Source organism: Rhizobium sp. BK418 (genome assembly GCF_004341105.1).
In the GTDB taxonomy this organism is placed as follows: domain Bacteria; phylum Pseudomonadota; class Alphaproteobacteria; order Rhizobiales; family Rhizobiaceae; genus Rhizobium.
Map to the genome: position 1 here is coordinate 163712 of NZ_SLZK01000007.1, position 23601 is coordinate 187312.

Consider the following 23601-nt stretch of genomic DNA (forward strand, 5'->3'; position numbering starts at 1 on the left):
CTTTTCTTTTGCACGGTGACAAACCGTTCATGCCAGCTGAAGATCACGCCTTGCAGGGGATGCGAGCATCTTGCAGCCGGCCATAAAAGCAAAAGCCGCCGGATAATGCCGGCGGCTTTTGCTCTTCAGAATATGATCCGATCAACGCGTGTTGAACTTGCGCACTTCCATGAAGTTGACGGCCGTGCCGCTGAAGCGGCCGGGATCGATCGAAGCGGTTTTCTGGAAACCTTCGGCATAGACCGAGGTCGGCTGGGCGCGTAGCGTCTGGCTGACGAAGCGCGGTGCCTGCACCTTCTTGGAAGCCATTTCCAGACGTGCATTGGTTAGAGCCCACTGCGAGATCATCTTCTGCGTCAGCTTCGGCTCTGTGCGCATCGTCTGACGGCTTTCGTCGGCCGCTACCGCTTCTTGCTTCGTCGGGCGACCGCCTTTGGTGGGCAGGCCCTGGGCAACCGGGCTGTCGACGACGACAGGCTTCGGCGCGACGACAGGTGCAACAAAGCTCGCCGACTTCGTCATCGGTGCAAGCGCGGCAAGCTGCAATGGCGGCTTATCCAGTTCTGGCGGGTTCTTCGGCGCGGCGGCGTTGATTGCCTGTTCCACCGTCCGCGGCTCCGACGGCGCGTTCACAGCAACCTGCGCGTCACCGTCCTCATCCTGCTTTGCAAGTGCCGCCGCCATGGCGGGCGAAAGCGCATCCTGATCGGCCTCGTCTTCTGCCGCCTCGGGATCTGCATTCTGTGCAGCGAGCAGGTTCTCGGCAACGGCCGGACGTTCGGCCGGAGTCGGAACGTTCGTCGACATCAGATTCGGATCGACCGAGGCAAGTTCTGCATCACCCGGAGCGCGACGCGGCCCAAGGAGCGACGGAACCGGAATGCTGTAACCACTGAGATCGGCAAAATGCTCCGGCTCCTGCGGCTGGCCTGCCGGCATGGCAGCAAGAGCCTGCTGGGCTGCGTTACCTGCAGACGGCGGCACCAGAGCATTGGCAACCTCGTTGCCGGCAAGCTGGTTGCTGAAGGCCGGGCGAACCTGCGGCACTGGAGCATTCACGCTTGCGACTTCGGTCTGCTCCTGCGGTGCGGCAGCCGGAGCAGCCTCAGCCTTTGGCGGCGTCGCCTTGGCGACAGCCACCGGTGTCGTATCCTCCGAATTATCCTCTTCCTCGTCGGCGCCGCCGCCGAAGAGGTAGGCAAACAGCGTCTTCTGCTTGTGGGGTTCGTCGTCGGAAGCGGAATCAGAGGCGCTCGCCATCATGATCTGGCTGCCATTCGCCATGCGGCGCTTGTAATCGGCCATCGCCTGCTGGTAGCCCGGCAATGGCTTTCCATCGGCGGGAATGTGAATGGTGTTCCCGTCAGGGAAAAGCTTGACCAATTCGTCTCGGCTCATGCGCGGCCAGGCGCGAACGCCACCGACATCCATATGCACGAAAGGCGAACCGGACTTCGGATAAAAGCCAACACCGCCGACCTGCATCTTCATGCCGATACCGCGCAGCGTGGCGAGCTTCACGTCGGGAATGAAGAAGTCCATCGCCTTGCCGAGCATGTGCTGGCTCTTCTCGGCGACACCGGAATTGCGCGAGCGACCGCGCAGCATCTCGTTGGTGGCCGGCGAACGGAAACCGCAGACGACGTTGATATAATCCCTCGAGCCGGACTGGCGGTAGACTTCCCAGATGAGGTCGAAGAGACGCGGGTCCATCTTCGTCGGCTGATTCTTGCGCCAGTCGCGCAGGAAGCGGTTGAGCTGCTCAAGACCCTTGGGGTCGAACTTGCCATTTCGCTTGTAGGTGATGACGGCCTTTTCGCCGGTATGGATGAAATAAAGCTTCAGACTGCGGGTTTCCCCGGCGGCCTGGGATGGTGTGCTTACGAATACCGGTGAGGAAACCGCGAGTGCAAGGAGGGCGGCCATCGCCGTCCTAATTGCCTTTCCGCCAATCTTGGCGCACAGCAAGCGCCAGCTCAAGCGCGAAGGCTTGGTATTCCCATTCAGATTCGGCAACTCGATCCCCGTCAGACAGTCAATGTCCCGTGCTGTCTCAAATGGTTGTCAATTGCGGTCGCACGATGGCAAAAATGCCACACATGATCAACCTTTTCTTTACATAGTGAACGAGCCGCTAACAAGTGGTTTATGACGGGTAACCAAACGTGGTTGCCTTATTCTTAATAAAAACGCCTTTACGCTGCATCTTTCTGAGGATTATCGGGATCGATACCATAATCCTTAAGCTTCCGATAAAGTGTGGATCGGCCAATACCTAGCTTCCTCGCCACTTGACTCATTTGCCCTCGATAAAACTTTAACGCGAAACGAATCAGTTCTTCCTCGACATCTGCAAGACGGCGCACATCGCCGGCTTGATTGACGCTCGGGATAGCGTTGTCAGAGGCCTCGGGACCGCGGCGTATCGTCTCGGCGACGGACGCCGCCTGGTAATCCTCAGGAAATTCAGCATCCGGATCGAGGTGCGAATTGTCGGCGACGAGCGCCAGGTGATCCACCACCTCGTAGTTCGGAAGCTGGGCGGCGATCTGCGGGAAATCTGATTCGGTCAGCTCCGGACCTTCGGCAAGCACGACGGCGCGGAAGATCGCATTTTCGAGCTGGCGGATATTGCCCGGCCAGTCATAGGCGGTCAGCAGCGCCAGCGCGCCGGCGTTGACCGTCATGCGCCGGCCGTTCTTCTGTTCACTGGAGAAGCGGTCGGTAAAGACGCGCACCAGATGCGGAATGTCTTCCTTGCGCTTGCGCAGCGCCGGAATGGTGATCGGGAAGACGTTTAGGCGATAATAAAGGTCTTCGCGGAAGTGGCCGTTCTTGACCTCTTCTATCAGATCTTTGTTCGTCGCCGAGATGAGACGCACGTTGACCTTATGCGCCGTGCGCGCGCCGACAGTCTCGATCTCACCCTGCTGAACGGCGCGCAAGAGCTTGACCTGCACTTCAAGCGGCAAATCGCCGATCTCGTCGAGGAAGATGGTGCCGCCATCGGCTTCCATGAATTTGCCGATGTGCTTTTCGGTCGCGCCTGTGAACGCGCCCTTTTCATGGCCGAAAAGAATGCTTTCGACGAGATTGTGCGGAATGGCACCGCAATTGACCGTGACGAACGGCTTGCTGGCCCGATCGCCGCCCGACTGGATGGCGCGCGCAACCAGTTCCTTGCCGACGCCCGATTCGCCTTCGAGCACGACCGGAATGTTGGACTGCGAGGCACGCTGCGCCAGATCGATGACACGGATCATCGCCGGACTTGCCGAAACGATGTCGTCGAAGCCGACGGAACCTGAGCGCGAGCGACGGCCGGCACGGGCCTTCACCTCACGCTGGTCGAGCTTCATCGCATTGGAAATGGACGTGTTGATGCGCTCCGGAGAGACCGGCTTGACAACGAAATCGAAGGCACCGGCGCGCATGGCCTGTACGACCGTTTCGATGCCGCCCTGCCCTGTCTGGACAATGACCGGTATCTGCGTGCCGAAGTCATGCAATGCTTCGAGAAACTCGAGGCCGGTCATTTCCGGCATCATCAAATCGAGCACGATGACATTGAAAAGGCCGGGATCGCGCTTCACCATCTCCAGCCCGATGCGGCCGTTTTCGGCCTGATGCACCACATGGCCGTTTCGCTCGATCGCGTTCTTGAGCAGACGGCGCTGCACGGGGTCGTCCTCGACCACGAGAATCTGCCCTGCTCCTTTGAGCTCATTGTAACCGGTCATTGTCGCCTCACTTCATGCGAAACCTTAAGGCGCACTCTGACAGAAAGGCTTGAACATCCAGTTTTGAGAAACAATTGCATTTTAACGATTGTGACCGGCCGTTTTCGTGCCGTCACAAGGCCTTTGGCATGCCTGAAACCCCTTGATGCCGGGCCTTGCCGCGCTTAGACAGTCAAACTGCTATAGAAGAGGAAGAGGAACAGCCCCATGAGACATCAGTTTGCACACGCCGATCTTTACCTTTCGGCAACGGCTTCCGCTGCAGCAGCGGACCCGGCTCTGGGCGAACTTCCAGGTTGGCGTCTGCAGGACCTCTATCCCTCTGCCACCTCCACTGCCTTCGTTTCCGATATGGAAAAAGCCGGCAAGGCCGCGTCTGATTTCGAAAACAAATGGAAAGGCAAGTTGGCCGAAGCCGCCACAAAGAAGGGCGAGGAGGGCATCGGCCAGGCGCTGAAAGAATATGAGGCCTTGGACGATATCATGGGCCGCCTCGGCTCCTTCGCCGGCCTTACCTATTTCACCGACACGTCCAACCCGGCTAACGGCAAGCTCTATGGCGACGTCCAGGCGAAATTGACCGACTATTCCGGGCGCCTGCTGTTCTTTGCTCTCGAGCTGAACCGCATTGACGACGCAGTCATCGATGCCTGCATGGCCAACGATCCGCTGGCCGGCCATTACCGCCCCTGGCTCGTCGATCTGCGCAAGGACAAGCCCTATCAGCTGGAAGACAAGCTGGAGCAGCTCTTCCTCGAAAAGTCGATGACATCAGCTGCTGCCTTCAATCGCCTCTTCGACGAGACGATGGCCGAACTGCGCTTCGAGGTCGACGGCGAGAAACTGCCGCTCGAAGTCGCGCTGAACATGCTGCAGGAAAAGGATCCGGAAGTGCGCCGCAAGGCGGCAATGGCGCTGGCCGAAACCTTCAAGACCAATATCCGCATCTTCACGCTGATCACCAATACCCTTGCCAAGGACAAGGAGATCGCCGACCGGTGGCGCGGCTTCGAAGACATTGCCGACAGCCGCCATCTGGCAAATCGCGTCGAGCGCGAAGTGGTCGACGCACTCGCCGCAGCCGTCAGGCAAGCCTACCCGCGCCTCTCGCATCGCTATTACAAGATGAAGGCGAAGTGGCTCGGCATGGAACAGATGAATTTCTGGGATCGCAACGCGCCGCTTCCGGAAACCTCGAGCGCCGTCATCTCCTGGTCTGAAGCCAAGGACACGGTACTGTCCGCCTATGGCAATTTCGCGCCGGAAATGGCTTCGATCGCCAGGCGTTTCTTCGACGAGCAGTGGATCGACGCTCCCGTCCGCCCAGGAAAGGCGCCTGGCGCGTTTGCCCATCCGACGGTCCCGTCAGCTCATCCCTATGTGCTCCTCAACTATATGGGCAAGCCGCGCGATGTCATGACGCTTGCCCATGAGCTCGGCCATGGTGTGCATCAGGTTCTCGCGAGCGCGCAAGGCGCGCTCATGTGCCAGACGCCGCTGACGCTTGCCGAAACCGCTTCTGTCTTTGGCGAGATGCTGACCTTCCGCGCACTGCTCAACCGGACGACGGACAAGCGCGAACGCAAGGCCATGCTCGCCCAGAAGGTCGAGGACATGATCAACACGGTCGTGCGCCAGATCGCCTTCTACGAATTCGAGCGCAAAGTACATACCGCCCGTAAGGCCGGCGAACTGACGGCTGACGACATCGGCGAGCTCTGGCTGTCCGTGCAGTCGGAAAGCCTCGGCCCGGCGATCAAGATCTCCGAGGGATATGAGACCTTCTGGGCCTATATCCCCCACTTCATCCATTCGCCCTTCTACGTCTACGCCTATGCTTTCGGCGATTGCCTGGTGAATTCGCTCTATGCCGTCTACCAGAAGGCGGAGGCTGGTTTTCAGGAAAAGTATTTCGAAATGCTGAAGGCTGGCGGCACCAAGCATCATTCGGAACTGCTGAAGCCCTTCGGCCTCGATGCGACCGATCCTTCTTTCTGGAGCAAGGGCCTGTCGATGATCGAGGGCCTGATCGATGAATTGGAGGCGCTGGACAAGGCGTAAGCCGCCGACGCCCTTGCCGGAAAGCCAATGGCAGCGTCCGAACCCTTCATCCTGTTCCGGGACGATACGACCGGCGAAGTCATGCTCTTCGCCGGCCCGGAAACCACGATTGTCGCCCGCACGCGCGCAGAATTCCTGCCGGCGCTCAAGCGGATGGAGGAGGCGCGAAAGGCAGGCAAGTGGCTTGCCGGTTACATGGCCTATGGGGCCGGCCATCTTTTCGAAGAAAAACTTGCCGGCTTTGCTGAGGAGAACCGGGAGACGCCGCTTTTGCTGTTCGGCGTCTTTGATGCGCCACGGCCCGACGATCATCCGCTTGCGAGACCACGGCAGCGCATCGAAAACGAAGAGTTTCTGACCGCCCCGAAGGCTGGCTGGAATTTCCCCATATATGAAGAGCGTTTCGAACGCCTGCACCGGCATCTGCGCCTCGGCGATATCTATCAGGCCAATCTGACGATGCCGATCGAAGCGCGCTGGAGCGGCGAACCACTCGCCGCCTTCTGGTCGCTGATCGACCGCCAACCGGTCAAATATGGTGCATTCGCCAATCTCGGCGGTCCAATCATTCTCTCCCGTTCGCCGGAACTGTTTTTCCGAACTGACAAAAATGGCTGGATCGAAACGCATCCGATGAAGGGCACGGCCAAGCGCGGCACAACTCCGGCCGAAGATGCCGAGATCGTTGCGGCGATGAAGGCCGATATGAAGACGCAAGCGGAAAACCGTATGATCGTCGATCTGCTGCGCAACGATATCTCGCGCATCACTGAAGTCGGCACGCTCGATGTTCCGAAACTTTTCGACGTCGAGACCTACCCGACCGTCCACCAGATGGTGAGCCACGTACAGGCAAAACTCCTGCCTGATTTGAGCATTCGCGACATTTTCGCCGCCCTTTTTCCTTGCGGCTCGATCACCGGCGCACCGAAGATGCGTGCCATGGAAATCCTGCACGAGCTCGAGGACGGCCCGCGTGATGCCTATTGTGGCGCGATCGGCATGATCGCGCCCGACGGTGCCATGCGCTTCTCCGTTGCCATCCGCACCATGACCCTCTTCGATGGCGGCAGGGCCGTCTTCAATGTCGGTGGCGGCATCGTCTTCGATTCAACGGCCGAAGCCGAATATGAGGAATGTCTGCTCAAGGCCCGCTTCGCCGTCGGCGATCAACGGATCGCCCGATGACCGATTTCTCGCTGATTGAAACGCTGCGCTGGCAACCGGATGACGGCTTCATTCGCCTGCGCCTGCATCTCGCCCGTCTTTCCCGCTCCGCCCGCCGCATCGGCTTTCCCGAGCCGCTGCACGCGGCTGCCAAATTGAAAGAAGCGGTGAAAGGCAAACACGAACCGCGCCGCGTCAGGCTGACTTTTGACCGTCAGGGTCATATCGACATCACAACGGCGCCCTTTGTCCCGCTTCCGCCCGACACCGTCTGGACCCTCCGTATCTCGAGCACCCGTCTCGATTCCGCCGACAGACTGCTACGTATCAAGACCACACGCCGTGGCATCTACGAGGCAGCACGCGCCGAGTTCACGCAGCAGCAGGCGGACGAAGTTATTCTTCTCAACGAGCGGGAAGAGGTCTGTGAGGGCACGATCACCTCTGTCTTCCTCGATGATGGCTCCGGCACTCTCACGACGCCGCCGATTTCCTGCGGTCTGCTCGCCGGTGTGTTGCGCACCGAGCTCATCTGTCAGCGCAAGGCGCGCGTCGGGCGCATCAGGCTCGACGATCTGGAGCAGGGCACGCTTTACGTCGGAAATTCGCTCCGCGGTCTGATCCGCGCTACGCTGCAAAAGGATTGATCATGTTTATCCTCTCCCTGACCTATGTGAAGCCGAACGAAGAGGCCGACAAGCACATGGAGCCGCACATGGCCTGGGTGAAGGAAGGATACGCGAAGGGCTGGTTCCTCGCCTCCGGCCGCAAGGTGCCGCGCACAGGCGGCGTCATTTTCGCCGTCGGCGGCCGCACCGAGATTGAGGCCTATGTCGCGGCCGACCCCTTCACCATCCATGGCGTCGCCGAATATGACATTACCGAAGTCGCACTGACAACCGTGACCGAGGGACTGGAATCCCTCATGCGCTGAGCCACGAACCACCCGTACTGCTCGTCAGGCTCAAAAAGGAGCGGCGATGAAACTTCCGACCTATACACCCTATGACGGCTCCGCCCGGCCCTTCACGATAGGCCTGATACCGCTCGATCCCCTCAGATGGATCGAGCCCGACAGCGACCTCGATCGCTATCTTACGGAAAAAGCGCGGCTGGCGAACGAACGCCTCGACGATATCTTCGTCGCAGAGGAGGCAACGGAAGACGCCCAGCAGGAGGCATACGATCTTCTCCTTACGCATATCGCCGAGCAGCACCCGGCGATGTACCGGCAGAACGCCTCAGATCTGCCCCCACTTTTCAAGGCCGGTTCGCTCATTCAAGACGATCTCGTCCTCATGCGCCGCAAGGCCGATGGCTGGCATCTCGTTGCTGCCCATGTCGCCTTTCCCTCTTCGTGGTCGCTACGCGAGAAATTCAGTCGCCCGATGCATGAGATCCATGCCGACGTACCGGGCTTCAGCGAAGGTACGCGCAACGCCGCGCTCATTACGCGCATCTTCGATAATCTCCAGGTTGCCAAGCCGGTCGAGCGGCTGAACTGGTCCCTCAACACCACAGCCGATCTCTTCCTCCCCATCTCAAAACATCGGCGGGCACCTTGTGCCGAAGCCTTCACACTTCAAGAGCGTTTCGTCCGCGTCGAGCGCCAGACGCTCCGCAAGCTCCCCGTGTCAGGCGATATCCTTTTCACCATCCGCATCTACATCGACCCGGTTGCTGCTCTTGCCAGGCATCCGCGGGCGGCAGAGATTGCCGCACGTTTCGCCGACCAGCTGGAAGCGCTCGATGAACGGCAGACCGCATATAAGGGCCTGACGTTGCAAAGAGACGAGCTCGCGCAGAAATTGCGGGCGTTATGCAGTGCCGATATTTGACCTTTGCAGGGAACGCTCTTTATTGTGACGCCATTTTGTGATTAGAGCCGGTCACTTCACGAGCTTCGCAGCATTTTCACATGAATTCCTTAGGCTAAAGGCCTTCGTTCCCTTCCAGCAGGAGAAAAGAATGACGGAACAGAACTATCCGGTATATGGCGAAATTACCGGTCCGATCGTTATGATCGGCTTTGGCTCCATCGGCCGTGGCACGCTGCCCCTGATCGAGCGCCACTTCAAGTTCGACAAGAGCCGGATGGTCGTCATCGACCCGCGCACGGACGATGCCCACATTCTGGAAAAGCACGGTGTCAAGCACATTCAGGCATACGTGACGAAGGATAACTACAAGGAACTGCTGAAGCCGCTGCTGACGGAAGGCGAAGGCCAGGGCTTCTGCGTCAACCTCTCGGTCGACACCTCGTCGCTCGATATCATCAAGCTCTGCCGCAAGCTTGACGTGCTCTACATCGACACCGTCGTCGAGCCCTGGCTGGGCTTTTACTTCGACAAAAACATGAAGAACGAGGAACGCACCAACTATGCGCTGCGCGAAACCGTTCGCAAGGAGAAGGCTAAAAACCCCGGCGGCACGACTGCCGTTTCCACTTGCGGCGCAAATCCGGGCATGGTGTCCTGGTTCGTCAAGCAGGCACTGCTCAACCTCGCCCGGGACATGGGTCTGAAGTTTGACGAGCCGGGCCAGGACGATCGCGAAGAATGGGCAAAGCTCATGAAGAAGGTCGGCGTCAAGGGCATCCACATCGCTGAACGCGATACGCAGCGCACCATCCACCCGAAGCCGCTCAACGTCTTCTGGAACACCTGGTCCGTTGAAGGCTTCATCTCCGAAGGCCTGCAGCCGGCCGAACTCGGTTGGGGCACTCATGAAAACTGGATGCCGAAGAACGCCAAGAAGCACAAAAAGGGCTCCAAGGCCGCTATCTTCCTGGAGCAGCCCGGCGCCAACACCCGCGTACGCACCTGGTGCCCGACGCCCGGCCCGCAATACGGTTTCCTCGTTACCCACAACGAATCGATCTCGATCGCCGACTTCTTTTCGGTAAAGGACAAGGACGGCGACGTCACCTACCGTCCGACCTGCCACTATGCCTACCATCCGGCAAACGACGCGGTCCTGTCGCTGCATGAGATGTTCGGCAACGGCGGCAGAGCACAGCCGGTCCTCCACGTTCTCGATGAGAACGAATTGGTCGACGGCGTCGACGAGCTCGGCGTACTTCTCTACGGCCATGACAAGAATGCCTACTGGTACGGTTCGCGCCTGTCGCTGGAAGAAACCCGCCGCATCGCCCCCTACCAGAATGCAACCGGCCTGCAAGTGACATCTGCCGTTCTGGCCGGCATGGTCTGGGCACTTGAAAACCCGAAGGCCGGCATCGTCGAAGCCGACGAAATGGATTACAAGCGCTGCCTCGAAGTGCAGCTCCAGTATCTCGGTCCGGTCGAAGGTCACTACACCGACTGGACTCCGCTCGACGGTCGCCCGGGCCTGTTCCCGGAAGACATCGACACCAAGGATCCTTGGCAGTTCAAGAACATCCTCGTTCGCTAAGCTCTGCTGCAATGTTTGGAAGATGCCCGCTGCAAGGCGGGCATTTTTGTAACGCCTGCTGTCTAAATGCCGGACGCCTCTGCCGAAGGCTTGCCTTCGTGGAAGGCCCGCGCCATGTTTTGCGCGAAGTTCGCGAATAGTTTCCGCTCCGAATTCGCCGGGAGAAGCCTTATGAAAATCAGAACTGGTCTCGTTCTTGCGGTTGCATCGGCAGCTCTTGCCGCCTGCGTTTCCTCCGGTCCGCGGCCCCTCCCTGTTGCATCAGCACCCGCCCCGGCCGGTGTCGAGGGAACCTGGGCTGATCCGAACGGTATCGTCTCCACATTCCAGGGCGGTACCTTCACGACGCGTACGACCGACAGCAACCAGCTTCTGGCCTCCGGCACCTATATCAAAACGTCGCCGACGCTGGTCGAAATCAACATGACCTCGCTGGTTCGCAACACCCAGTCGAAAGTCAATTGCGCTCTCGTCAGCACGAGCCAGCTGAACTGCACGTCGGATGCGGGGGCACAGTTCACCTTGACGCGTCGCAGCTAATCCGCTTCTTCGACGTTGAGCGCCGCTGCCAGCTTTTTTGCCGGCAGCCCCTTGGAAAGCGACGCCATCTCCACAGCTTCTCTCTTGCGGTTGGGCCACCAAGGTGGAAACATCCGCGCGCCGGCATCGTCAATGACGATCCACGTGAGGGATGGGCAGGATCAGGGGAAAGGATCTTGTCCCTAATTAGGAGAACAGGGATGGCGAAGTCTTTCAGCTTCGGTCTTTTGACCGCGTCTATTCTGGCGCTGAGCACAGGGGCCGCATTTGCGGATTACGAACTCAATATTCTTCATATCAACGATTTCCACTCGCGCATCGAATCGATCAACAAGTTCGATTCCACGTGCTCTGCGGAGGAAGAAGGCAAGAACGAGTGTTTTGGGGGTGCTGCGCGCCTGAAGACCGCCATCGACCAGCGCCGCCAAGCTTTGACTGGCAAGAACACGCTGCTGCTTAATGCCGGCGACAATTTCCAGGGTTCGCTTTTCTACACGACCTACAAGGGCGCAGCCGAAGCCGAAATGCTGAACCTCATGAAGTTCGATGCCATGACCGTCGGCAATCATGAATTCGACGACAGCGAGGACGGGCTCGCAACCTTCCTCGACAAGGTCCAGTTCCCCGTCGTCACCGCCAATGTCAAGGCAAGTGCTGCTTCCAAGATCGGCGACCGCGTGAAGCCATCTCTCGTGCTCGACGTCGCCGGTCAGAAGATCGGCATCGTCGGCGCCGTCACCAACGATACGCCGGAGCTTTCCTCTCCCGGCCCGAATGTAACGATTGCCGACGACGTCCAGAGCATTACGGCAGAAGTCCAGAAACTTAAGGGCGAAGGCGTCAACAAGATCATTGCGTTGACCCATGTTGGCTACCCGCGCGACCTTGCGATGATCGCCAAGATCCCCGACGTCGACGTGGTCGTCGGCGGTCACTCGCACAGCCTGCTCTCGAACACCGATCCGAAGGCGGAAGGTCCTTACCCGACGATGGTCGACAATCCCGGCGGCTACAAGGTGCCGGTGGTACAGGCAGCCTCCTACAGCAAATATCTCGGCGATCTCGTCGTCAATTTCGATGACAACGGCGTCGTCAAGGAGGCGAAAGGCGATCCAATCCTGATCGATTCTTCCTTCATGCCGGATCAGGCTGTCGCCGCGCGCATTGTCGAGCTGGCAAAGCCGATCGAAGACCTGCGCAAGAAGGTAATCGGCTCTTCCGAGGGACCGATCGAGGGTGATCGCAAGGTCTGCCGCGTCAAGGAATGCTCGATGGGCAATCTGGTGGCCGACGCCATGCTCGACCGCACCAAAAACCAGGGTGTGACCATCGCCATCCAAAACGGCGGCGGCCTGCGCGCCTCCATCGACGGCGGCGACGTCACCCAGGGCGAAGTCATCACCGTGCTGCCCTTCCAGAACACGCTTGCAACCTTCCAGCTGACCGGCGCCGATATCGTCAAGGCGCTGGAAAACGGCGTCAGCCAGATCGACCAGGGCGCCGGTCGCTTCCCACAGGTCGCCGGCCTGAAATTCTCCTTCGACCAGTCGAAACCGGCCGGCAGCCGCATCAGCGATGTGCAGGTCAAGGACGGCGACACTTTCGTTCCGATCGACAATGCCAAGACCTATAGCGTCGCCACCAACAACTTCATGCGCGCCGGCGGCGATGGCTATGTCGCCTTCAAGAACGGCCAGAATGCCTATGATTACGGTCCGGACTTGGCCGACGTGACAGCCGAATATATCGCTGCGCATTCGCCGTATAAGCCCTATACGGACGGTCGCATCACGGAATTGGCGCAGGCCGCACCTGCGCCGTCCACCGAGCCGGCTCCCGCAACGCCTGCACCGGGTCCTTCCACCGAACCGGCCCCCGCGGCGCCAGCCCCGGCACCCGCGACGCCGGCAGAACCGGCGCCTGCCGCCCCTGCCCCGGCGACAGAGCCTGCTCCGGCAGCGTCCGCACCATCGACGCCTTCGACCCACGTCATCGTTGCCGGTGATACCTTCTGGGATCTCGCCAAAACCTTCTATGGCGACGGCGCGCAATGGCGCAGATTGTCTGAGGCAAACGGCAGCCCGAACCCGCGCCATCTGCGGATCGGCGAGAAAATTCAGGTTCCCGCCAAGTAAGACGATTTGTCCCGACCATGAGAGCCGGTCCGGGGTTCCCCGGGCCGGCTTTTCTTCTTATAGGGTGAACCGTGATCGGCCGGCTGCGTATGAGCGGGCGACACACGAAAGCGCGTTGGGGCCAGAATGACAGATACTTTACTCCGCCCGGCGGACCATCCCGCCGTCAAATTCGGCAAGGTCGGCGTCCTGCTGGTCAATCTCGGCACGCCTGACGGCACCGATTATACGTCCATGCGCCGCTACCTGCGCGAATTCCTGACCGACAAGCGCGTCATCGAATGGTCGCCCTGGAAATGGTATCCGATCCTGTTCGGCATTGTCCTCAACACACGCCCGCAAAAGGTCGGCAAGGCCTATGAGACGATCTGGAACAAGGATTTGAATGAAAGCTGGCTGCGCACCTATACCCGCAACCAGTCGGACCTCATGGCCGAGCGCCTCAAGGACCTGCCAAACGTCAAAGTCGACTGGGCGATGCGCTACGGCACACCATCGATCCCCTCGCGCATCGAAGCGCTGAAGGACGAAGGCTGCGACCGCATTCTGCTCTTCCCGCTCTATCCGCAATATGCGGCCGCCACCACGGCAACCGTCAACGACAAGGCCTTCCAGAAGCTGCTCACCATGCGCTGGCAGCCAGCATTGCGCACCGTGCCGGATTATCATGACGATGAGACCTATATTGATGCGCTGGCAAAGTCCGTCGAGCGGCACCTTGCCACCCTCGACTGGAAACCGGAGATGCTGATCACTTCCTTCCACGGCATTCCGCTCTCTTATTTCCAGCAGGGCGACCCCTATTACTGCCAGTGTCAGAAGACCGGACGCCTGCTGCGCGAGCGTCTCGGATTGGCCAAAGAAAACTTCATGGTCACGTTCCAGTCTCGTTTCGGGCCGGAAGAATGGCTGCAGCCCTATACCGACAAGACCGTCGAAAAGCTGGCGCAGGACGGCGTCAAACGCATCGCCGTCATGAACCCCGGCTTCGTTTCCGACTGTCTGGAGACGCTGGAAGAGATTGCTGAACAGGCCGCCCACTCTTTCAAGCACAATGGCGGCGAGCAGTTCACGCACATACCCTGCCTGAATGACAGCGAGGGCGGCATGCAGGTGCTGGAAAAAGTCGTGCGCCGCGAGTTGTTGGGCTGGGCATGATCGACGCGAGCGTCCGATTTTCTCGCGTTTCGCAATAGAAAAAAACGCCCCGCGCCCCAGATTTAAGGAATAGCCGGCAGGCGATCGCGATCGCGTCAGGGCGCAGCTTCGACGCGAATTTGCGGCCTGACGCCTTTATTGATCTGGACGTATTTCATGACTTGGGGTTTCGGGAAATTGCTTGCCCTCGCCTGCTTGATTGTCATCGCAGGCGTCGGCTACCTCGCGTGGGAATACTATCAGCGGGGCTATGCCAACGCCCCTCCCAAAGGCATCGTCGCTCAGGTCGCATGTCAGATCCGGCTCCGTGACGTCAAGGCCAGCCATCTCAGCCCGGATGATCAGCCCTTTCTCACCAATTGCCTGATGGGCGGCTACATCACGAAGAGCGACCTGGACGATGCCGGCCTATCACCCTGATTTGACAGGCAAGGCCGTCATTCCTTCCTTGCAAAGAACGTGTTAACTCACCACGTCAGGTAAGCGGGCTTTGGGAGGAATACATGCTGCTGAGCGGTTTCGATATCGTCGTAATCGTATTGGTGATTTTCGTAATCTTGGTGCTCTTTGCGGGCATCAAGACGGTTCCGCAAGGGTATCGCTATACGATTGAGCGTTTCGGCCGTTACACGCGCACGCTGGAACCCGGACTGAACCTGATTACGCCTTTCATCGAGCGCGTCGGCGCCAGAATGAACGTGATGGAACAGGTGCTGAATGTGCCAACCCAGGAGGTGATTACCAAAGACAACGCCTCTATCTCCGCCGATGCCGTAGCCTTCTACCAGGTGCTGAATGCCGCTCAGGCCGCCTATCAGGTTTCCAATCTGGAAAATGCTATTCTGAACCTCACCATGACCAATATTCGTACCGTCATGGGCTCGATGGATCTCGACGAACTGCTCTCCAATCGCGATGCGATCAACGACCGGCTTCTGCGCGTCGTGGACGAGGCTGTGCAGCCCTGGGGCATCAAGGTCACCCGTGTCGAGATCAAGGATATCCAGCCGCCGCGCGACCTCGTCGACGCGATGGCCCGCCAGATGAAGGCCGAGCGCGAGAAGCGTGCCCAGGTATTGGAGGCCGAAGGCGCACGCAATGCGCAGATCCTGAGAGCCGAGGGCGCCAAGCAGTCCGCCATTCTTCAAGCCGAGGGCCAGCGTGAAGCCGCCTTCCGCAATGCCGAAGCCCGTGAGCGACTGGCCGAGGCCGAAGCCAAGGCGACGAAGATGGTCTCGGAAGCGATCGCGGTCGGTGACGTGCAGGCGATCAACTATTTCGTCGCGCAGAAATATACGGAAGCGCTGAGCTCGATCGGCCAGGCGAATAATGCGAAGGTCGTGCTGATGCCGATGGAGGCCTCTTCCATCCTCGGCTCGCTCGGCGGCATTGGCGCGATTGCCCGCGAAGTCTTTGGCGACGGCAACAACCCGCCGCCTCCCCCGCGTCCGCGCCCCGGTCCGGTGCGCTCGACGCCACCGGTCGCCCCGCCTCCGCCGAACCCGTTCAATCCTAATTCGGAGCGATAAGCCATGCTGGCGAAGATCGTCGGCGAACTTGGACCGTGGAGCTGGTGGGTGGCAGGCCTCGTATTGCTTGCCGCCGAAATGCTCGTGCCCGGTTTCTTCCTGGTCTGGATCGGCCTCGCCGCGCTCGGCGTCGGCGTCCTGTCGCTCCTCCTCTGGGATACCGCCTTCTGGATATGGCAGCTTCAGGCGCTTTTCTTCGCCGCGTTTGCGGTCATCTCCACGCTCATAGGCCGGCGGTTGACGCTGCGCAACAGCAAGACGGACGAACCTTTCCTCAACCAACGCGGTGCAAGCCTCGTCGGTCGCACGGCCACACTGCACGAACCGATCCGCGAAGGCCGCGGCCGCATTCGCCTCGACGATACGACGTGGCGGGTGATGGGGCCGGATCTGCCGGCTGGAACACAGGTCAGGGTCGTCTCCTGCAACGGTCGCGACCTGACGGTAGAGCCGACCTGATCAGGCGACACCGATCCGCAGCAGATCGTGGAAGTGAACAAGGCCGATCGGACGCTGGTCGTCATCAATGACGATGAGCGCACCGATCTTGTATTGCTCAAGCAGCGCCAGAGCAGCCGTCGCCAGGACTGTCGGCCTGACGGTCTTCGGCGAGCGTGTCATGATGTCGTCGACCATCAGTTCGGCGAGGTTGCGACCGAGGTTGCGGGACATGTCTCCGTCCGTGACGATACCGCAGAGCCGGCCCTCGGAATCCAGGACACCGACGCAACCGAAATGCTTGTGCGACAGAACCTTGATAGCGTCCGGCACAGAGGTGCCCTTCGCAACCAGGGGCAGGCGGTCACCGGTATGCATGATGTCGGCGACATGCATCAAGCTCGCACCGAGCTTGCCGCCGGGATGGAAGACATGAAAATCCGTCGCCGTGAAATCGCGCGCATCGAGAAGCGCGATCGCCAACGCATCGCCAACAGCAAGCTGCATCAGCGTCGACGTGGTTGGGGCCAAGCCGTTCGGACAAGCTTCTTCCTCGTTCGGAATCAGCAGCACCACGTCCGCGGCCATTGCCAACGACGATTGCGGGCTGCAGGTCAGCGCGATCAGCGGAATGGAAAAACGCCGCGTATAGGAGATGATGCTTTTCAGTTCCGCGCTTTCGCCGCCCTTGGAGATTGCCAGTACGACATCGTCGCCGGCAATCATGCCGAGATCGCCGTGATTGGCTTCGGCGGCATGAACGAAAAAGGCCGGCGTTCCCGTTGAAGCGAAAGTGGCCGCGATCTTGGTACCGATATGGCCGCTCTTGCCGACGCCGGTCACGATCACACGGCCGGAGCTTTCGCCGATCACCTCGACAGCACGTGTAAAGGGTCCTGCCAGACCATCTTCGAAGGCGCGTTCGATTGCCTCGAGGCCGCGCCTTTCGATGCTGATCGTGCGCCTGCCCGCCTCCAGCACGCTGTTTTCGATGAGTTTTACCGCTCTCCTGATCATGGCAATGCGTTAGACCTTTTCACTTTACCTGTCCACCCGACAATATTTCCCATGTATGAACACACCGCCCGCGCGGCAACGAATGGTTAACCACAAGGCTTTACCCTTGGGTAAGACTTCGAAGCATTTCAGGCGCGGATTGAATGGGCCAGGGACAACAGACGAGCAGTGTGACGCCGCTCCGCGCCAAGAGCCGTGCCGTCTCCGTTGCGGCAATCGGCCTGCTGATCGCGCCCGCTGCTTTCGCTCAGCAGGTCACATCGCAGCAGCAATCGGCAGGCACGACGAATTCCCGCACAACCGCCGTCGCCGCTGCGCAAGTCGCCGGCGCCAACGACTCGGCTGATGTCGGTGACACAGGTGATGCCACGCCCCCAATCGCCAACGCCGCTGCCGGGAGTCGGGATGCAGACATCGCGGCTTCCCCTACTCCAACGCCACAGCCCGACGACGAGATTACCGGTTCGATCCTCGACGAGGACATGCGCAGGCTGAACACCCGCGAACCGCGCCTGGACGAAACGCCGGCGCGCAAGATGCTGGAAAGCGTCTCGACGGAGCAGACGCCCGGTATCCCCCTCGGCAGCTTTGTCCTGCGTCCGAGTGTCACTCAGACCATCAACAGCGAGATCACGAAGGACGGCGGCACGAAAAAGAGCCGCGGCTTCCTCGAAACCGACATGGGTGCGACGCTGACCTCCGACTGGAGCCGGCATCAGTTGACCGTCACCTCGGAGGGCGCCTGGCAGAAGAACATTAGCGGCGAGGGTGAAGAACAGCCCTCCTTCAAGATCGATGGCGATCTGCGGCTGGATCTGACGCGCGACACCGTCGGCCACATCATCGGCGGCTATAATTTCTATCGCGAGGATACGGATGATCCGGATGCGATCACCAATGCCGATCAGCAATCCGACGTGCAGGAGTTTACTGGCGGCGCTTCTATCGAGCACGACTTCGGCATCTTGCGCGGAACGGCCGCCGTTGCAGTCTCGCGCTCGATCTATTCCGACGCCAAGCTCTCGAACGGCACGACAGTCTCTATGAGCGATCGCAACCAGACGACAGGCACGGTGCGCGGCCGCATCGGCTATGAACTCTCCCCGGCACTCATTCCGTTCATCGAAGCGTCAGTCGGCAAAACCAATTACGATGAACGCACCGATTCTGCTGGATACCAGCGTTCCGGAGATAGCTACGGCGCCAAGGGCGGCGTGCAGGTCGATATGGGCGAAAAGCTCAGGGGCGAGGTTGCTGTCGGTTATGCAACGGCCGAATTCGATGACAGCCGCCTGCAATCGATCGATACGGCAACAGTCGATGCCAGCTTGCTCTGGTCGCCGATCCGTGGAACGAATGTCAATCTCGATCTTCAAACCAGCATCCAGCCGTCGACTGCGGCCGGAGAAAGCGGTTATGTCTCGCATCAGCTGACGACGACCGTCGATCACCAACTGCGCGACAATCTGGTAACGACAGTCATCGGCGGCGTAACGCTGCGGAACTATCCGAGCGGCAGCACAATAAGCGACGAGACGGTTTACACCGCCTCGACTGGTCTCACTTGGAACATCAATCGCTACCTCGACTTCACCAGCACGCTTGGCTACGAGCTGACAAGCCGTGAGGAAGGCGACGACTCGCAGCAATGGCGAGCCGGCGTCGGTCTCAAATTGAAGCGCTGAGAAACCTTACGTCAGGCGAGCGAGCAGGTTCTTGAAGCCGCCTTCGACGCTCGGACGGATATCCGCACGCTCAAGGGCGAAGGCAACGTTGGCCAGGATGAAACCATCCTTGGCGCCACAGTCGTAAGTCTCACCCTTGAAGTGGTAGCCTGCGAAATTCTGCTCCTTGAGCAGCTTCAGCATGCCGTCGGTGAGCTGGATCTCGTTGCCGGCGCCCCGCTCCTGGGTTTCCAGGATTTTGAAGATCTCCGGCTGCAGGATGTAACGGCCATTGATGAAGAAGTTGGAAGGAGCTGTGCCCTTGGCTGGCTTTTCGACCATGCCGGTGATGCGGAAGCCTTCGCCGATGGCTTCGCCAACGCCGACGATACCGTATTTATGTGCCTGATCGGGAGCGCATTCCTCAACGGCGACGATGTTGCCGCCACTGTGTTCGTAAAGATCGATCATACCCTTCATGCAGCCCTTCTGATCCTTCATGATCATGTCGGGCAGAAGCAGTGCGAAAGGCTCGTCGCCGACAATCTCGCGGGCGCACCATACGGCGTGGCCGAGGCCGAGCGGCTCCTGCTGACGGGTGAAGCTCACCGTGCCTGCCTTGGGAAGCTGTTGCTGCAGCAGGGTGATTTCCGCCTTCTTGGCGCGCTCCTTGAGCGTCTGCTCAAGTTCGAAATGAATATCGAAGTAATCTTCGATGACATGCTTATTGCGACCAGTAACAAAAACGAGGTGTTCAATGCCTGCTTCAAGTGCTTCGTCGACGACATACTGAATGATTGGTTTGTCGACGACAGTCAGCATTTCCTTCGGGACCGCTTTTGTAGCAGGAAGAAACCGCGTTCCCAGACCTGCGACCGGAAATACTGCCTTGCGTACTTTCTTATTCAGAGTCACACCGACCTCCTGTTTTGACTATACCGTTTTTAATGAAACGCTACATCGATTTGAACTAGTATAGAATTGCTACGGTTTTGCAAATGGTGACTGGACCGGCCGTCCATGGTAAAGAATTTGTTGACTCCGTTCCTGTAATTTCGGCGTAGGACGGACATGACGTACCGCCCAGGCTAAAACTGAAGATGACGGATACGACTGCCGATGACCCAGAAATACACAAACTCCCTTCGTGGTCTTGCTCTCGCCATCGTTGTCGCCACCGCGGCTGGATTGGCCCCCAATAACGCAAATGCGGATGCCCGGTTCCAGAACTGGATCGCGGACTTCTACCAGACTGCCGCACAGAGTGGCATCAGTAAGGCAACCTACCAGAAAGCCTTTTCTGGGGTAACCGAACCCGATCCGACCGTACTCGAAAAGGCAACCTATCAGCCTGAATTCACGTCGAAAATATGGGATTACGTGGATTCCCGCGTCAACCCCTACACTGTGGAAATCGGCCGCAAAATGGCCATCAAGCACGCCAAGACGCTCGACGCCATTCAGCGTCATTTCGGCGTAGACAAGTCGATTCTGCTCGCCATCTGGTCGATGGAATCAAACTACGGCGCAGTACTCGCTAAAGATGAGCGCCTTCACTACGTTCCGCGCGCACTCGCAACGCTTGCCTATGCCGATCCCAAACGCGCCAAATACGCCAAGAAGCAATTGATTGCAGCTTTGAAGATCCTGCAGAGCGGCGACGTGCCCGCCAAGGATTTAACCGGCTCCTGGGCTGGTGCCATGGGCCACACCCAGTTCATTCCGACCAGCTATCTTCTCTATGCGGTCGATGCGGATGGTAACGGCCATCGCGATATTTGGAATTCTGTGCCCGATGCACTGGCGACCTCTGCCAATCTTCTGATGAAGAATGGTTGGGACACGGGCAAGACCTGGGGCTATGAGGTCGTGGTCCCGGCATCTGCGGCAAAGCAGGTGGGCAAGACGTATACGCTTGCGCAGTGGGCAGCGCTTGGTCTGAAACGTCCGAGCGGCAAGCCTTTCAAGGATGGCGACACGCGCGCCATGCTGAAGATGCCGGCCGGCACGGATGGCCCGGGCTTCCTGATGACGGGCAACTTCTTCACCATCAAGAACTACAATGCCTCCGACAGCTATGCGCTCGCCGTCGGCCTGCTTGCCGACCAGATTTCAGGCTACGGCGGCATGCAACAGCGGTGGCCACGTCCAGAAGGCGCGCTCGACATCACCGAGAAGTTCGAGCTGCAGACACGTCTGAAGACGCTCGGCTATTATAGCGGCGATGTCGACGGCAATTTCGGGTCCGGCTCAAAGGCCGCAATCGCCGCAGTGCAAGAGCGTTTCGGCCTGCAGCCGGATGGTGAGCCATCGCTTTCGCTCCTCCACGCGCTGCGGCGCTAGAGGGCCCTGCGTCCCATCGCACGCACAAGGATGCTCTAACTCTTTGAATCTACGTATCAGGTCTTCCGAAAATCGATTCCGATTTTCTGCCGGATACTGTAGAAGCGGGAAAAGCGTGATCTAGATAATGATGTGGAGTGGACGGAAAGCCGCCGCCTATGCAAGATGCCCGGCGGATGCGGAACTGCCCTATGACGAAGAAAATTGACCGAACCCAATGGATTCGCAGGCTCACACTCGCCGCAGCCACGCTTAGCCTTTGCCTTGGTCCGATGGTACCGGCGCATTATGCCGAGGCGCAGGAGCTTCGTTATCAGCGCCGCTCCATCCTCGATTTCCTTCTCGGACGTCGTTACATCGACGAAGAGCCGCAGCCGGAAATGAGAGACCAGCCGAGACGGCAGCAACCGCGCCGACGCCCACCGGTAGCGCAGAAGGCTATCACCCCGACGCGCACCATGCCCGTGGCACCTGCTGAGCCCGTCGTTCAAAAACTGGATAGCGCCCAGAAAATCCTTGTTGTCGGCGACTTTCTCGCCGGTGGCCTGGGTGACGGCCTCACCGCCGCCTTCGAAACCTCCCCCGGTGTTGTGGTCGAAGCCCGCAGCAACGTGTCTTCCGGCCTCGTACGCGACGATTACTACAACTGGCCCGGCGAACTGCCGAAAATGATCGACGAGTTGAAGCCGGCAATGGTCGTCGTCATGATCGGCGCCAACGATCGCCAGCAGATGGTGACTGATGCCGGCAAGGAAAAATTCCGCACCGACGGCTGGTTTACCGAATATCAGCGCCGCGTGCTCGCCTTCGGCAAGGAGGTCACGAACCGCAAGATTCCGTTGCTTTGGGTTGGGCTTCCCGCCTTCGAGCCCGATTCGATGACGGCGGATGCCGTGCAGATGAACCAGCTCTATCGCAACCAGACGGAGAGCATTGGCGGCGAATTCGTCGATATCTGGGACGGCTTTGTGGATGAGAACGGTAAGTTCATCGTCACGGGCTCTGATATAAACGGCCAGCAGGTGCGCCTGCGCACGACTGACGGCATCAATCTGACGCAGGCCGGCCGCCGCAAACTCGCCTTCTATGTCGAAAAGCCGGCGCGCCGCATTCTCGGCACTCAGGCAAGCCCCGATCTCGTGCGCCTCGACTCCGGCAACCTGCCGGCACTGACGCTGCCCGCCAATCCGGTGGAGCATACGCAGCCGATCAGCCTCTCCGATCCCAATCTCGATGGCGGAGCGGAATTGCTTGGGGCGAATACAACCTCGCCCGCCACACTGACGAAATCACCACGTGATCTGTTGGTGGAACGAGGGGAGATGGCACCGGCACCGGCGGGCCGCATCGACGACTACCGTATGCCGATGCTCAAGACGACAGCTGATGTTTCCGTGAAATGAGAAAGGCCGGCTAGAGCGCCGCGCATCCAACCGGACGCATAGAGGGCGCTCTCCCCTCCTTCCATCTACGCACCACGCTTCGCAAAAACCGATTCCGGTTTTTTCGGGCCGATGTTGTCGTGTGGTCCTGCCTGGTTTCAGGCCTACTTAGCTGTCGTCTGTGGCCAGGTCAGGTAATAGAAGTCGGCGCCGATCTGGCCGAAATAGGCATTGCTGTTATCGACCTGATCCACATAACGATCGCCCTGCTTGATGAACGACGCATCATCGCCGCGCTTCAGATGGGCGTTGAGGAAATCGCTCCAGCCGCTGGCCTCGATATCGGTGCCCGGCTTGCTGTCGGTATCGGCTTCACCAGGGTTGTCGACATCCCAGGCGGTGATGGAAACACCTTGCGTCGGATCGGAGATCGTCAGCGTGCCGTTCTCGAGAGCGGCCAGCATGTCATGCGCCGTGCCATTCGTCCCTTCCTGCTGGGCCGCCTCTTCAAGCTGCTTCTTCAGCATGGCCATGAAGGAAGAACTCGTCACATCAGGATTGTCGCCCGATGTGTCGGTCGCCTCGTCGGTCTGGTCGTTCTGCGCCGAAAGCGTATCGAGCAGGCTTGCAAGCGCATTGTTGGAAAGCAGTGACGACGTGTCCGGATCCAGACCGTAGCTGCTGAGAATACTGGCAGCGCTGGAGGAATCGCCGGCACTCTGACTGCTGTCGTCATCAGAGCCGCGAAGGTTCTTCAGGGCATATTGGGCTGATATCAGCCGCGTACTGTCGATTGCGGAAACCATAGTTTGTCCTTTGCGATAGTCCGCAGCGGCCATGTCCCTTGCGCCGCGGCCAACGGTGAAACGCCTTACGACTGAACGGCGGGGCATGTCCGGCCAATCGCCACAGGCCGGTTGGGCCTGCATACACAAGGAGGCTGCCGTTCGGGAATTGCATGAGGCTTGCCTCAAGCACAGACGCGTCAAGCGGTCGCACCACGAAAAACTCCG

20 protein-coding genes are annotated in these 23601 nt (G+C 59.4%); 15 read left to right on the forward strand and 5 right to left on the reverse strand.

Annotated elements, in window-relative coordinates; all coding sequences use genetic code 11:
- Nucleotides 1-141: 141 nt before the first annotated feature.
- On the reverse strand, nucleotides 142-2016 hold the full coding sequence (locus EV281_RS25240; RefSeq protein WP_132657004.1) for a DUF882 domain-containing protein: 1875 nt from the start codon (nucleotides 2014-2016) through the stop codon (nucleotides 142-144).
- A 179-nt stretch (nucleotides 2017-2195) separates the two neighbouring features.
- Nucleotides 2196-3740, reverse strand: coding sequence for a sigma-54 dependent transcriptional regulator (locus tag EV281_RS25245; RefSeq protein ID WP_132657005.1), 1545 nt, complete (start codon nucleotides 3738-3740; stop codon nucleotides 2196-2198).
- 207 nt (nucleotides 3741-3947) lie between these two features.
- Here EV281_RS25245 and EV281_RS25250 point away from each other — a divergent pair, with 207 nt between their 5' ends.
- The 12 genes from EV281_RS25250 (at nucleotide 3948) to EV281_RS25305 (ending at nucleotide 16203) form a co-directional block, all read left to right on the forward strand.
- On the forward strand, nucleotides 3948-5801 hold the full coding sequence (locus EV281_RS25250) for a M3 family oligoendopeptidase (protein WP_132657006.1): 1854 nt from the start codon (nucleotides 3948-3950) through the stop codon (nucleotides 5799-5801).
- 27 nt (nucleotides 5802-5828) lie between these two features.
- Entirely contained in the window at nucleotides 5829-6989 is a 1161-nt protein-coding gene (locus EV281_RS25255) for an aminodeoxychorismate synthase component I (protein ID WP_132657007.1), read from the forward strand.
- Nucleotides 6986-7615: an aminotransferase class IV family protein gene (locus EV281_RS25260; RefSeq protein ID WP_132657008.1), complete on the forward strand. Its 630-nt coding sequence runs from the start codon at nucleotides 6986-6988 to the stop codon at nucleotides 7613-7615. The genes EV281_RS25255 and EV281_RS25260 overlap by 4 nt, the downstream gene beginning before the upstream one ends.
- Nucleotides 7616-7617: 2 nt before the next feature.
- Nucleotides 7618-7902: a YciI family protein gene (locus EV281_RS25265; protein WP_132657009.1), complete on the forward strand. Its 285-nt coding sequence runs from the start codon at nucleotides 7618-7620 to the stop codon at nucleotides 7900-7902.
- 46 nt (nucleotides 7903-7948) lie between these two features.
- Nucleotides 7949-8806 (forward strand): DUF3445 domain-containing protein, encoded by an 858-nt coding sequence (locus EV281_RS25270; RefSeq protein ID WP_132657010.1) that lies wholly within the window; start codon nucleotides 7949-7951, stop codon nucleotides 8804-8806.
- Between the two features lie 130 nt (nucleotides 8807-8936).
- Entirely contained in the window at nucleotides 8937-10382 is a 1446-nt protein-coding gene (locus EV281_RS25275; RefSeq protein WP_132657011.1) for a homospermidine synthase, read from the forward strand.
- Nucleotides 10383-10553: 171 nt separating this feature from the next.
- Complete coding sequence (omp10, locus tag EV281_RS25280) at nucleotides 10554-10922, forward strand: outer membrane lipoprotein Omp10 (protein WP_132657012.1); 369 nt, start codon at nucleotides 10554-10556, stop codon at nucleotides 10920-10922.
- Nucleotides 10923-11122: 200 nt separating this feature from the next.
- A complete protein-coding gene (locus EV281_RS25285; protein ID WP_132657013.1) occupies nucleotides 11123-13057 on the forward strand; it encodes a bifunctional UDP-sugar hydrolase/5'-nucleotidase in 1935 nt (644 codons plus the stop codon).
- 126 nt (nucleotides 13058-13183) lie between these two features.
- Nucleotides 13184-14215 (forward strand): ferrochelatase, encoded by a 1032-nt coding sequence (hemH, locus tag EV281_RS25290; RefSeq protein WP_132657014.1) that lies wholly within the window; start codon nucleotides 13184-13186, stop codon nucleotides 14213-14215.
- A gap of 156 nt (nucleotides 14216-14371) precedes the next feature.
- Complete coding sequence (locus EV281_RS25295; protein ID WP_132657015.1) at nucleotides 14372-14635, forward strand: hypothetical protein; 264 nt, start codon at nucleotides 14372-14374, stop codon at nucleotides 14633-14635.
- Nucleotides 14636-14718: 83 nt separating this feature from the next.
- Nucleotides 14719-15744 carry an SPFH domain-containing protein gene (locus tag EV281_RS25300; protein ID WP_132657016.1) on the forward strand — a complete coding sequence of 342 codons (1026 nt, stop codon included), beginning with the start codon at nucleotides 14719-14721 and terminating at the stop codon, nucleotides 15742-15744.
- Nucleotides 15745-15747: 3 nt separating this feature from the next.
- On the forward strand, nucleotides 15748-16203 hold the full coding sequence (locus EV281_RS25305; protein WP_132657017.1) for an NfeD family protein: 456 nt from the start codon (nucleotides 15748-15750) through the stop codon (nucleotides 16201-16203).
- Here EV281_RS25305 and EV281_RS25310 read toward each other — a convergent pair whose 3' ends face one another.
- Nucleotides 16204-17199, reverse strand: coding sequence for a KpsF/GutQ family sugar-phosphate isomerase (locus tag EV281_RS25310; RefSeq protein WP_132657018.1), 996 nt, complete (start codon nucleotides 17197-17199; stop codon nucleotides 16204-16206).
- A gap of 143 nt (nucleotides 17200-17342) precedes the next feature.
- On the opposite strand from EV281_RS25310, the gene EV281_RS25315 reads away from it, so the two are divergent.
- On the forward strand, nucleotides 17343-18884 hold the full coding sequence (locus EV281_RS25315; RefSeq protein WP_132657019.1) for an outer membrane beta-barrel protein: 1542 nt from the start codon (nucleotides 17343-17345) through the stop codon (nucleotides 18882-18884).
- Nucleotides 18885-18890: 6 nt separating this feature from the next.
- Here EV281_RS25315 and galU read toward each other — a convergent pair whose 3' ends face one another.
- Nucleotides 18891-19778, reverse strand: coding sequence for a UTP--glucose-1-phosphate uridylyltransferase GalU (gene galU, locus EV281_RS25320; RefSeq protein WP_132657020.1), 888 nt, complete (start codon nucleotides 19776-19778; stop codon nucleotides 18891-18893).
- Between the two features lie 204 nt (nucleotides 19779-19982).
- On the opposite strand from galU, the gene EV281_RS25325 reads away from it, so the two are divergent.
- Complete coding sequence (locus EV281_RS25325) at nucleotides 19983-21206, forward strand: lytic murein transglycosylase (protein WP_132657021.1); 1224 nt, start codon at nucleotides 19983-19985, stop codon at nucleotides 21204-21206.
- 191 nt (nucleotides 21207-21397) lie between these two features.
- The gene (locus tag EV281_RS25330; protein ID WP_132657022.1) at nucleotides 21398-22609 is read left to right on the forward strand and encodes a DUF459 domain-containing protein; all 1212 of its coding nucleotides are present in this window, start codon (nucleotides 21398-21400) and stop codon (nucleotides 22607-22609) included.
- A gap of 143 nt (nucleotides 22610-22752) precedes the next feature.
- Here EV281_RS25330 and EV281_RS25335 read toward each other — a convergent pair whose 3' ends face one another.
- Nucleotides 22753-23394 (reverse strand): hypothetical protein, encoded by a 642-nt coding sequence (locus EV281_RS25335; protein WP_132657023.1) that lies wholly within the window; start codon nucleotides 23392-23394, stop codon nucleotides 22753-22755.
- Nucleotides 23395-23601 lie beyond the last annotated feature (207 nt).